This window comes from Streptomyces sp. NPDC001914 (assembly GCF_042891215.1).
GTDB lineage: Bacteria > Actinomycetota > Actinomycetes > Streptomycetales > Streptomycetaceae > Streptomyces.
The window spans coordinates 68,079-79,278 of sequence record NZ_JBIASW010000012.1 but is presented as its reverse complement, the minus strand read 5'-3'; the positions used below and the strand labels follow the sequence as shown (position 1 = coordinate 79,278).

10 protein-coding genes and 1 tRNA gene are annotated in these 11,200 nt (G+C 71.2%); 5 read left to right on the top strand and 6 right to left on the bottom strand.

The window, feature by feature from the left end:
• The first annotated feature begins 41 nt into the window (after positions 1–41).
• Positions 42–1,673, top strand: coding sequence for a hypothetical protein (locus ACFYYF_RS29590; protein WP_388780591.1), 1,632 nt, complete (start codon positions 42–44; stop codon positions 1,671–1,673).
• A 259-nt stretch (positions 1,674–1,932) separates the two neighbouring features.
• Here the strand turns inward: ACFYYF_RS29590 and ACFYYF_RS29585 are convergent, their stop codons facing one another.
• The 3 genes from ACFYYF_RS29585 to ACFYYF_RS29575 form a co-directional block, all read right to left on the bottom strand.
• Complete coding sequence (locus ACFYYF_RS29585) at positions 1,933–2,556, bottom strand: DUF6461 domain-containing protein (protein WP_388780590.1); 624 nt, start codon at positions 2,554–2,556, stop codon at positions 1,933–1,935.
• A 233-nt stretch (positions 2,557–2,789) separates the two neighbouring features.
• Complete coding sequence (locus ACFYYF_RS29580; protein WP_388780589.1) at positions 2,790–3,917, bottom strand: hypothetical protein; 1,128 nt, start codon at positions 3,915–3,917, stop codon at positions 2,790–2,792.
• Between the two features lie 276 nt (positions 3,918–4,193).
• Positions 4,194–4,820, bottom strand: a complete 627-nt coding sequence (locus tag ACFYYF_RS29575) for a hypothetical protein (protein ID WP_388780588.1) — start codon at positions 4,818–4,820, stop codon at positions 4,194–4,196.
• A 255-nt stretch (positions 4,821–5,075) separates the two neighbouring features.
• On the opposite strand from ACFYYF_RS29575, the gene ACFYYF_RS29570 reads away from it, so the two are divergent.
• The gene (locus tag ACFYYF_RS29570) at positions 5,076–6,458 is read left to right on the top strand and encodes a hypothetical protein (RefSeq protein ID WP_388780587.1); all 1,383 of its coding nucleotides are present in this window, start codon (positions 5,076–5,078) and stop codon (positions 6,456–6,458) included.
• A gap of 81 nt (positions 6,459–6,539) precedes the next feature.
• A tRNA-Gln gene (locus ACFYYF_RS29565) sits at positions 6,540–6,612 on the top strand.
• Positions 6,613–6,952: 340 nt separating this feature from the next.
• Here the strand turns inward: ACFYYF_RS29565 and ACFYYF_RS29560 are convergent.
• Together ACFYYF_RS29560 and ACFYYF_RS29555 are read right to left on the bottom strand one after the other, a co-directional pair.
• Complete coding sequence (locus ACFYYF_RS29560; RefSeq protein WP_388780586.1) at positions 6,953–8,272, bottom strand: MFS transporter; 1,320 nt, start codon at positions 8,270–8,272, stop codon at positions 6,953–6,955.
• A complete protein-coding gene (locus ACFYYF_RS29555; RefSeq protein WP_388780585.1) occupies positions 8,269–8,823 on the bottom strand; it encodes an ArsR/SmtB family transcription factor in 555 nt (184 codons plus the stop codon). The genes ACFYYF_RS29560 and ACFYYF_RS29555 overlap by 4 nt, the downstream gene beginning before the upstream one ends.
• 135 nt (positions 8,824–8,958) lie before the next feature.
• Between ACFYYF_RS29555 and ACFYYF_RS29550 the strand changes: the two genes are divergently transcribed.
• Complete coding sequence (locus tag ACFYYF_RS29550) at positions 8,959–9,417, top strand: TIGR03618 family F420-dependent PPOX class oxidoreductase (protein ID WP_388780584.1); 459 nt, start codon at positions 8,959–8,961, stop codon at positions 9,415–9,417.
• Positions 9,418–9,622: 205 nt separating this feature from the next.
• Here the strand turns inward: ACFYYF_RS29550 and ACFYYF_RS29545 are convergent, their stop codons facing one another.
• Positions 9,623–9,766 (bottom strand): hypothetical protein, encoded by a 144-nt coding sequence (locus ACFYYF_RS29545; RefSeq protein ID WP_388780583.1) that lies wholly within the window; start codon positions 9,764–9,766, stop codon positions 9,623–9,625.
• A 200-nt stretch (positions 9,767–9,966) separates the two neighbouring features.
• On the opposite strand from ACFYYF_RS29545, the gene ACFYYF_RS29540 reads away from it, so the two are divergent.
• A complete protein-coding gene (locus tag ACFYYF_RS29540; RefSeq protein WP_388780582.1) occupies positions 9,967–11,166 on the top strand; it encodes an RNA-guided endonuclease InsQ/TnpB family protein in 1,200 nt (399 codons plus the stop codon).
• Positions 11,167–11,200 lie beyond the last annotated feature (34 nt).

Genomic DNA, 11,200 nt, shown 5'->3' with positions numbered 1-11,200 from the left:
CCGGAGAAGCCGCCGTCCGTGTCGGGCGCGGAGGGCGAGAGGTGGGTGGAGATGCCGTCGAGGCCGGGGGCGCTCACACCGCCGCGTACGCGCTCGGCACCGCCGAGGACGCCCGCGCGGCCACCGCCGCCGCCTTCACCGCCCCCGCCGTCGCCACCGCCGGGTTCCCCGCCGCCGCCACCGGGTCGGCGCCCGGTGTTCTCCTGGTCACCCCCGCCGCCGCTGCCGTCGCCACCACCGGGTTCGCCACCGCCGCCGCCGGGCCGCCGCCCGGTGTTCTCCTGGTCGCCGCCGCCACTGCCGCCGCCTTCGCCGCCCCCACCGGAACCACCGGAGCCGCCGTCGTGACCGTGCCCGCCACCGTCTTCGCCGCCCCCGCCACCGGAACCCCCACCGTCGCCGCCACCGGAACCGCCGCCGTCGCCCCCGCCGGAACCGCCGTGCCCGGAGCCACCGTCACCGGTTCCGCCGCCGCCCTCACCACCACCGCTGCCGCCACCCTCGCCGCCGCCGCTCCCGCCGCCCGGCCGGCGTCCGGTGTTCTCCTGATCGCCACCACCGCCACCGCCACCGCTGTCTCCGCCGCCACCGCTGTCCCCACCACCGCTGTCCCCACCGCCGCCGTCACCCTCGCCGCGGTCGTAGATGCCGCCGTGCCCGAAGTGGCCGTCGCCGCCGCCCTCGCCACCGAAGCCGCCCCCGTGACCGCCGAGGTCACCGAACCCGCCACCGGATCCGGCACCACCGTCACCGAAGCCACCGCCGGACCCGCCGCCGAACCCACCGTCACCGAACCCGCCGAGGCCGCCGTCGCCACCGCCCCCGAACCCACCGTCACCGAAGCCGCCCCCGGTACCGCCGTCACCGAGGCCACCGCCGCCGAACCCACCGTCACCGAATCCACCGAACCCGCCGTCGCCACCACCGCCCCCGAGACCACCGTCGCCGAAGCCACCACCGGTACCGCCGTCGCCGAAGCCACCACCACCGAGGCCGCCGTCACCCAAGCCACCACCCCCGAGGCCACCATCGGAACCGCCAGTACCGAAGCCGCCGTCGCCGAGCCCGCCGAAGTCACCCATGCCGCCGTCGGAGCCCCCGCCGGCATGCCCTCCGAGCCCTCCGAGTCCTCCGAGCCCGCCGAGGTCCGTCCCGGCCTCGTTCCCGAACCCTCCGCGGTCACCGAAGTCACCGAAGTCGCCGAACCCGCCGCCCACATCGGCCGGCGACTCCTGGCCGAGCCCGCCGCCGAGCAGGCTCTGGGCGCCGGTGGCAGAGACGTCGAAGCCGCCGGCGCTCTCATGGGCGTCGGCGGAGAAGGGCAGTTCGGGCGTGTGATCGACGGAGGCGGAATCTCCCGGCACATGGTCGGTGGGGACATCCGGAACGTCATGGTGGGCCAACGCGTGTGCCGCGCCCCCGAAGAACAGGGACGACTTGGACAGGCGCGGGTCGAGTGCGGCCGGTCCCGCGGTGGTGCCGGACTCGACGCGCAGGGCGCGGAGTTCGCCGACCTGCGCGGGTGTCAGGCCCAGTCTTCGGGCCACCTCCTCGGTGTCACCGTCGAGTTCGGCCCTGAAAGCCGGGTCGACGGCAAGGCGGGTCATGGCATCGCGAAAGGCGTTGTCGGTCATGTCCTCGGCTCTCCGTGGGTCTGCGTACGCTGCTGCTGATCCCGGCGGAGCTGAGGATCCCCCTGGCCGACGGCACCTGCCATTTCCGGCCATCCCCACCGATGCCTGCACGGACGGTTATAAGGGCCATGACATGGCCCGCGCAAGGCTGGGAGCAGCGCACCCCGCTGAATATGCCTCCGGAAAGAGGCGGCCGCATCGGGCCGCACACCGATCGAATGCGGCCACTGGTGAGACGTTCCTGTCCGGCGGAGCGGTCAGCGGCACGCCCGTCAGATCGGTCGGCCGCTGCGACGGCTCAGATGCGCATGCTCGGGGTGCCGCGAACCGCATAGGCCGGCAGGCGGGCTTCCTTCAGACAGGCCGGTGGGAGCGAGAGGCCGAACCGCTGCTCGATGATGCCGAGGGTGCGCCGGTAGGTATCCGCGTAGTGCTCGTCTTCGGGCGCGACGAGTGTTCCGTCGGGCCGCAGCACGTGCCCGTCGACGAGGTCGGGAAGCAGCAGGTCGGGCTCCTGACCCCAGCGCCATATCTCCTCGCCCAGTCCGAAGCCGCAGAGTTCCACGCCGTCCCGGGCGTAGAAGACGGTGGCCGGCGGGTGCTCCTGCATCGGCACGTAGTGGACGGCTTCGACGCCTTCCCGGGAGATCTCCGCCAAGCGGTCCCCACCGGTCGAGTCCCCGTACTCCAGGGCGAACGACCAGCCGTCATGTTCCCCGACCCGTACGACACCATCGTCTTCCTCGCCGGGCCTGTACCACTGGCCGAGGCCCCAGGCTTCGGCGTCGGTGATCGGCTCGGTCGCGCCGTCCCGGTCGCCTCCCATGCGCACCGCCAGTTCCCGCGCGGATATCCCGCGCGCGAACACCACGCTGGACATCCAGTGCTCCAGATCGACCAGCCACCGAATCCCGTCACGCACGCCTGCCCCCTCGGCCATTGATCGTCGGGTGCACCCTATGCGGCACCACCGACAAGGCGATCCCGCCGCACAACGCCAAGTGATCACGCTGTCGGGCAGGGGCGCTTCTGGTCGGTCAGCAGGTCGTCCCCTCGGGGCGGAACGACCCCACCGCCGTGACAAGTGGCCCTCGGACCAGGGGCTCAGGCAGTGCTTCGGTGCCGATGGCGACAACTCCGGGACACCGCACGGTCCTACCCCCGGCTGCCCCGCTGATGCTTCTTGACGAATGTGTAGCCTTTCGGGACCCTGTGCGATCCGGCGAGACCGGCCCGTCGGTGCTCTTCCTCGTATGCGGCCTTGGCTTCGTCGCTCGCTGTCTTGCCGAGGTGGCCGATCTGCATGAGATGCCCGGCCACCTCGTGGCGGGCTGTCGTACTGGGCAGGATCACGACCTGGTGCTGGGTCTCGACCGGGGCCGGGTGCAGGTTGGGTGTGTAGCACACCAGACGGATCGTTACGTGTCCCGGCCGGGCGGGGAAGTCGAGCGTGCCGTCGGTTCCGTGGCTTCCCGTCTCCCAGGTGAGGTGTCCGTCGGCGATGAGCGCGTTCACGGACGAGCGGATCGCGTCGCTCGCCCACGAAGAACCGCGGGACGACGTACGGATGTTGGTGATCAGATTGCGCATCGGCAGGAGCGCGCGGCCCTGTTCGTCGAGGTAGCCCAGTTCCCGGACGGTGTCCCGCACGAGACGCCCGAGTTCGGACAGGTTGGCATCCCGTTTCGGGTTTCCGCCCTTGACCAGTTCGCGGGCCACGATGCGGGGATCGTATGCGTGGAGCATTCTCCGCCCGGCCACGTCCACGGGCTGTTCAAGAGCGGTGACCACCAGCTTGAGATTCTGCCCCGGGCTCCATCTGCCCGTGATGCGCGTGCCGGTCATGATGCCTGCGTGCTGCCAGTCCACCTGCTTCAGGTGCCGCTGGTCCTTCGTGAGCCGAGCGTGCAGGGGCGTCTCCAGCAGAAGCTTTCTGTGGTGTCCGCCGCAGATGATGGTGAGCTTCGGAGACCAGGTCGTGTAGCGGGATATGGCCGAAGAGGTTGCCTGGGTGAGCTGCTGTGCCACCTGTGGGGGCAGGGGGCAGTGCCTGGCGGCCAGATGGCGTTTGCGGAGTACGAACTTCCACTCGACCGCGGTCCCGTCCTCGACCACCGCGTGCGGATCACCGGGATCGAACTGCCGGATCACCACGTCGGTTTCGCCCTCGTCCTCCGACGGGGTGTCCCGCGGCTCGGAGGTGCCGCGAGGAGGGACGGCCGCCTTCTCCGAGAGGCCGCGCCCGTAACATCCGTTGCAGCACAGCATCTGGGAACCGTGCACCGGAACAGCAACCGAACGAGCCGTCTTCGTCTGATGGCAGCGACTGCAGGTGAACGAGGCGACGGATTCCAGCCGCAGCAGCTGCCACCCGAAGCGAGGCGGATGCCTCTGCACGATTTGCCGGTTGAGAAGAGTCGACTCCTCGGTCTCCATGGCATGCCCCCCACGGACGCACATGACGGCTGACAGCCGGGCCCCCTTTCGGAAGCCGATGGCTGAAAGGTACGACGTCACCGATACCGTGATCAAGATGTACCGCGCTGCCCGGCGCGCCGATCAGTTCCTCGGCGGCAGCGTCAAAGCGCGGGTGAGCGCGCTGCCGACGCGCTGCGAGTGGTCCGGCAGATGCTCGGTGGCCCAACGGGCGGCCAGGGTCAGGAAGTCGGCGAGATCCTCTTCCACGGCCGTCAGCAACTGACGCAGTTCGGGCACCGGAACGTCGATCCAGGGGCTGGTGTCCGCGGCGGTGTCGACGGTCAGGCGGACCGTGGAGCCGTGGCGTTCGGCGGAGGGCGAGGGATCGTGACCGAGCCACGCGGCGCCGCCGTCGCCGTCGAGGACGTCCCACCAGTCGCCCCGGTCCTCCAGCCCGCTGCAGCAGCCCGGCACCAGACGGGTGCCGGTGACGGTGTCGGTCACCTGCAGCCCGCCCACCGCGAACAGCGGGTCCATGGTCAGCAGCCCATGGAGGAAGCCGCCGAGCGGGTCGTCGGGACGCGGTGGACGGTCGTCCCCGGGATCGAGGTCGTTGCAGGAGGCCAGCGCCATCACCGCGGTGCCGACGCCGTCCGGTGCCAGCGTCCCGTCGAGCGCCAGGAAGGTGAAGGGCTCGACGTCCGAGACCGGCCACAGGCCGAAGGACTCATGGCCCGGGATCTCCAGGACGGGCCGGACAGTGATCATCCATGCATCATGCTGCACGTCGTTCGCGGGGGCACGGCCATTTTCCGGTCCGGGTCCGGGTTCCGGTGCCGTGTCCCGGACTCCGCGACCGCACGTCCCGGACCCGCGACCGCACGTCCTGAACTCCGCGACCGCACGGCCTGGCTGCACCGGGCTCGGCGAACCTCCTGTGCCGAGGTGGGTCCCGGGCTTCGGCCCGTCCCGCCCGTGGATATCCAGTTGGGCACGCGGCCGGGGAATGACAAGGTGACGCCCATGCTGTCGCCCACCGCCGAAGAAATCCTCCGGGAACTGCACGCCTCTCTCACCCTGCGCAAGCGTCCGGAGGACGTGGCCCGGCTCATCCAGGATCTGTACGCGGCCCAGGGCACCGAACTCGACGAGGCCACCGAGACGGCACTCGGCAAGGCCGCCGAGCACTCGCTGCGCAACCTCTGGCACGGCTACACCTCGATGCGGGAGGACTTCGCCCGCCCGGTCGGCGCCCAGCGCCAACTCGCCCGTGCGGCAACCCTGTTCACGGACGTGCCGGAGCTTCTGGATCTCCGGGACAGCGCCGCGGACGATCCGGAGCGGATCGAGGCGGTGATCCGGCGCGCGGGCGAGTCCATCGGCCGCGCGTACGGCCAGAACGACTTCGGCATGGACCGTCTCGACCGGGCCGAACGCACCGCCGCCGGCCTCGGCGAGGTCTCCAAGCGCCAGTACAACAAGCGCTTCCGTCTCCTGCGCCGCATGGAGGCCAAACTCGCGCGGCTGGTCCACGAACAACAGCGCCGCGAGGTGACGTTGACGGGCAAGGGAGCACTCGCGCACGAGCTGCCGTACGGTCTCTTCGCCGCGGACCCGGACACGGCGGCCTTCATCGCGTACGCCACGGCGCGGGGTTACATGCGCAGCGTCTTCACCAACGGCCGCCAGCGCCAGGTCTACGACGAGGTCGCCGACGCGCTGTTCCGGCGTCTGCGCGCGCGGCCCGAGCGGACCTGCTGGTTCGCCCTCGCGCACGTGCATCCCACCGCGGAGGTGCTGGCCGCGGTCTCCGACGAGGACCTCACCCGGCTGCTGGTCCGCTGGAACCGTTTCCTGCGCCAGGTCGCGGACCTGCTGGAGGACGCCTGGAACCGGCACCCGCTGGAGCGCGACACGATGATCGTGCGCCGTGGCGACGACTCGTCGACGTGGAACCAGGCCGCGCAGGCGTGGAATGCGGCCCGGGCGCACTGGTTCGCGATCCTGTCCGAGCTGGGCCAGGAGGACATCCTGGACCGGTTCTGCCCGGGCAAGGTTCCCCGTCTGATGGCTGCCGATGTGGCGTACTGGCACCGCATGAGCGGCGGCGGGCTGCACCCGGACACCTACATCTGGGCGGAGCTGCCGCTGCCCTGGGAGGTGCTGCGGGGAGAGAAGGAATGCCCGCGTTCGCTGGTCGAGGCGGTCTGCGCCCGGCACCGGAGGGATCCCGTCGCCGGCGCCTGGACCGCCCCCAGGCCGGCCGCCGAGGCCGTCGCCTTCCGCCGGACACCCGAACTCGTCCATGGTGTCGCCGTGGCCGACCCCCTCATGGCCAGTGCCCTCCGGTCGGCGGGCGTCTTCTCCGGCAACGGCAAGCGCGCGGCGGCGGGGGAGTGGCTGTGACCGCGGCTGTGACCGCGTGCCCCGGATCCCCGGAGAAACAAGTTGCCCCGGAACGCCGGCCCCAGCCATGATCGCCGTGGCGACGAGGAAGCTCTGCGGAGGAGCGCCCGGCTCTGATCCCGGGTGGACGTAGGTTCGAATCCTGCCCTCGTCGCCTTCTCACGTGCCGTGCCGATCCCGCGTACGGCCGACGACATAGCCGCACCGGCCGCGTCCGACGTGTCCGACCCGCCGGGCGGCGGCGCGCACGGCCCTCGCCGAAGCGCACCTACCGGCCCTGCCGACCGCGCCCCCGGCGAGCACCTGATCCCCGACACCGGCCGCGTCCCCGGTGAGCACCTGATCCCCGACACCAGCCGCGTCCCCGGTGAGCACCTGATGCCTGACATCGGTCGCGTCCCCCGGCGAGCACCTGATCCCCGACGCCAGCCGCGCCCCCGGCCCCGGCGAACGGGCCGTGTCCCGGCCGTACATCGGCCGCGTCGGGTCGGTGGTCAGCGCCCCGAGACCTCGGTGGGCTGCTGCCGCTCCGGTGCGCCCTCCCGGACGGGATCGCCGGGTTCCGGGTGGCCCGGGCCGTCGGCCGCGGCAGCGGCGCTCAGCGCGGCCTCGACCCGGCGGTTGCCGGTCATGCTCGCGGTGACGGCGGTCATGGCCAGGAGGAGGCCGGCGGCGGCGTAGAGCGGGGTGCGCACGTCGTAGGCGGTGGCCAGCCAGCCGCCGAGGAAGGCGCCGAAGGGGGCGGCGCACATGGCGAGCATGCGGGAGGTGGAGGCGACCCGGCCCATCAGGTGCGCGGGGACGATCGCCTGCCGCAGGGAGGGGCCGAGCACCATCGTGGCGCCCATGCCCGCTCCGCAGACGGCGAGCGCGAGGCCCGCGGCGTACGGGTTCGGGGCGGCGGCAAGACCCAGGATGGCGAACCCCTCGACCGCGGCCGTGCAGGTCAGCGCGGTGCCGGTGCCGAGGCGCCGGCCGAGGAAGGAGGCGATGCCCGCGCCGAGCAGACCGCCGGTGGCCTCCGCGGTGAGGAGCAGACCGAAGCCGAAGGTGTCGATGCCGAGACGGTCGTGCGCGAAGAGGGCCAGCACGGTCTCCACGGCGAGGAAGGCGATGTTCCCGACCGCCGGACGCAGCGCGAGCCCGAGCAGCAATCGGTCCCGGAAGACGTACGAGGCTCCGGCCCGCGCCTGACTGAGCAGCGACTCGCGCGCCTGCGGTACGGGCCGGGGCGCGGTGGGCAGCGATCGTACGAGCAGTGCGGACAGCGCGAACGACACCGCGTCGGCGAGCAGGGGAACCGCCCGACCGAGTGCGAGCAGGGCGCTGCCCGCGGGCGGCCCGGCGAAGCCGGACGCGGCGGTCTGGGTGCCGCGCAGGCGGGAGTTGGCGCGTTCCAGGAGCGCGGGGTCGCGGCCGAGCAGATCCGGCAGATAGGCCGTGGCGGCCGTGTCGAAGAAGAGTCCGCCGAGGCCGAGGAGGAAGGCGACGGCCGCGAGCAGCGCGATGCTGAGCACGTCGAGCACGGCTGCCGCCGCCGGTGTCGCGAGCAGCACCGCACGCGCCGCGTCCGCGACCCACATCGTGCGCCGGCGGTCCCAGCGGTCCACCAGCGCACCGCCGAGTATCCCGAAGAGCAGCCACGGCAGCGTCCCGGCGGCCGTGACGACGGCGAGCGCCATCGGATCGCGGGTCAAGGTCAGCGCGAGCAGCGGCAGCGCGGCGTGCGTCACCCCGTCACCGAGCGAGGAGATCGTCTGCGCGGTCCACAGCCGGCCGAACCCGGCCGGCAACTTCCGTATGTCTGTGGTCACTTGGCGTCTCCTTCGGTCTGCTCGCCTTCGGTCTGCTTGCGTGATGCCGGGTGGAACAGTGCGAAGACGAGGGACGTGTCCGGCAGCGACGGGTCGGACAGCTCCCGGTACTCCTCCGCCAGTGCCTGCAGCCGCTCCCCGAGTTCCGTGAACTGCTCCTCGGTGAGCCGCAGGTGCGCCATGCCCACGTGCCGCTCGCTGTCCGCCGGTGCCGCCTCCAGGTCCGCCACCGCGTGCCGCATCAGCACGTCCGGCCCGCCTTCGCCCGGATCCGGCAGCACGATCGACCGTGCGGCCATCGCGTAGTACCGCTCGGTGACCCCCCGCACCTTCCGCGTCCGCACCACCTTCACCAGCCCGGCCCGCTCCAGCAGCCGTACGTGGTAGCTGGAACTCCCCTTCGCCAGGCCCACCCGCTCGGCGATCTGCGTGATCGTCGCGGGCTCGAAGCGGAGCACGGCCATGATCCGGTGCCGCGTGAGGTTGGAGACGGCGCGCAGCTGGTCCTCGGTGGTGACGTGAAACGTCTCGGGAAGATCGTCGGTAGGCATGCGCACAATGGTCAACGATTCTTGACCATTAGGCAAGGGGGAATCGCTCAAAGGCGTGGGACGTGTCGCGAAAGGGGGCTTCGGGCTCGTGAAGCGGCGCGAAATGGGCGGAGCGACAAGGGCGTTGGTCTCTGCATGACTCAACGACCTGCACCCCGACCGCTGTCCGACGAAGCGCTTTCCGGCCTGCTCGGCCGCCATCGGTTCGGCACGCTCGCCACCGTCAGGCGCAGCGGCCACCCCCATCTGACGACCATGGCCTACAGCTGGGACCCCGAGGCCCGCGTCCTGCGGTTCTCGACCACGGCCGACCGCGTCAAGGTCCGCCACCTGCGGCACGATCCACGGGCGGCGCTGCACGTACCGGGCGGCGACGTGTGGTCGTTCGCCGTCGCCGAGGGCGAGGCCGTGGCCTCCGAGAGCACGACGGTGCCCGGAGACGCGGTCGGGCGGGAACTGCTCGCGCTGATCCCGAAGGCCGAGAGGCCCGAGGACGAAGCCGCGTTCCTGCGGGAGCTGGTCGCCGAGCGCCGGGTGGTCATCCGGATGAAGGTGGACCGGCTGTACGGCACGATGCTCGACGTCGACGGCTGACGAACCCGGCAGGGCGCGTCCTGTCCGCAGCGTCTCGTCTGCCCGGTGGTGTCCGGCACGCGCCAGGGCATGCCGGGTCCGTGCCGGCCGCGGTCACTCGTCGAGGACTGCGGCCAGGCACGCTCGCCTCACGCCTCACGCCTCACGGCTCATGCCTCACGGCTCATGCCTCACGGCTCATGCCTCACGGCTCACGCCTCAAGGCTCACAGAGGGGTCTGTTCCCACTCCCAGGGCCTGGCGTGGATCTCCCGCAGCAGTTCGGCGAAGGTGTCGCCGTCGAAGAGCAGGCCGTTGTACTCCGCGGGGATGGCCACGCACAGCACGGCCCGCCGCCCCTCACGCACCATGCGCCATCCCTGATCTTGCGTGGGTATCCCCAGCTTCAGCCAGGGAGGGAAACGCATCCTTGGATCGCAGGCGCGTAGTGCCGGAGTTCGCTGCTTCTCTTCGATGACGGTCAGATGGGCCGCTTCTGGGCCCTCGATGTACTGGCGGACAAACTTAGTAGGGTCGTGCGAGCCGACCAGAAAAGAGGGGGGCGGGCCGGGTGATCCGTGCGTACAAGTTCCTCATGCGGCCCACCGTGGGCCAGGCCGCCGCGCTCGGCGAGATGCTGCGCAATCACTGCTCGCTCTACAACGGGGCCTTGCAGGAACGCCGGGACGCCTACCGGCATGCCTCGAAGGCGACGATCCGGTACGGGCAGCAGTCTGTGCAGCTCAAGGACATCCGGGCCTTCGACCCGGAGGGTCAGGGCCGCTGGTCGTTCTCCAGCCAGCAAGCGACCCTGCGCCGCCTGGACAAGGCGTTCGCGGCGTTCTTTCGGCGCGTGAAGGCCGGAGACAAGCCGGGGTATCCGCGTTTTCGCTCGGGTAAGCGGTTCGACACCGTGGACTTCCCAAAGGACGGCGACGGCTGCCGCTGGGACTCCACCCCGCACGACCCCACCACCCGCGTCCGCCTCCAAGGCGTCGGACACGTCAAGGTGCACCAGCACCGGCCCGTGGCCGGCAAGGTCAAGACGATCAGCGTGAAGCGCGAAGAGCGCCGCTGGTACGTCATCCTGACCGCCGAACAAGCCCAGCCCGAACCCCTGCCGCAGACCGGTTCCGTAGTCGGCATCGACATGGGCATAGCCAACTTCCTCGCCGACTCGGGCGGTCAGTTCATACCCAACCCCCGCCACGCGGCGAAGGCCGCCGCGAAACTCGAAGCCGCACAGCAGGCCCTCAGCCGCCGCAAGCGCGGCAGCAAGCGACGCCGCAAGGCCGTGGAGACACTCGCCCGGCTGCACCGCAAGGTCCGCCGTCAGCGCCTGGACCATGCACACAAGACCGCGCTTCGTCTCGTTCGTGAGCACGACTTCATCGCGCATGAAGACCTCGAGATCCGCAATATGAGCAAGGTCCCCGCGGCCAGGCCGGACCCCGCACAGCCGGGCAGCTTCCTGCCCAACGGGGCCGCAGCGAAGGCGGGACTCAACCGCTCGATCGCCGATGTCGGATGGGGGGTGTTCCTCGCGATCCTGGCCGCCAAGGCGGAAGGAGCCGGACGGCAAGTGATAGCGGTGGACCCTCGCAACACCTCCCGGCGGTGCCCCGAATGCGGGCACACCGCGAAGGAGAACCGGCCCACCCAGGAGAAGTTCCACTGTCAGGCGTGCGGCCACAACGCGCACGCTGACACCGTGGGTGCGATCAACGTTCTACGGGCCGGGCTGGTCCGTCGCGACGCCAACCCAGCGTAGCGAGAAACCCTCTCATTCATGAGGGGGAGGAGTC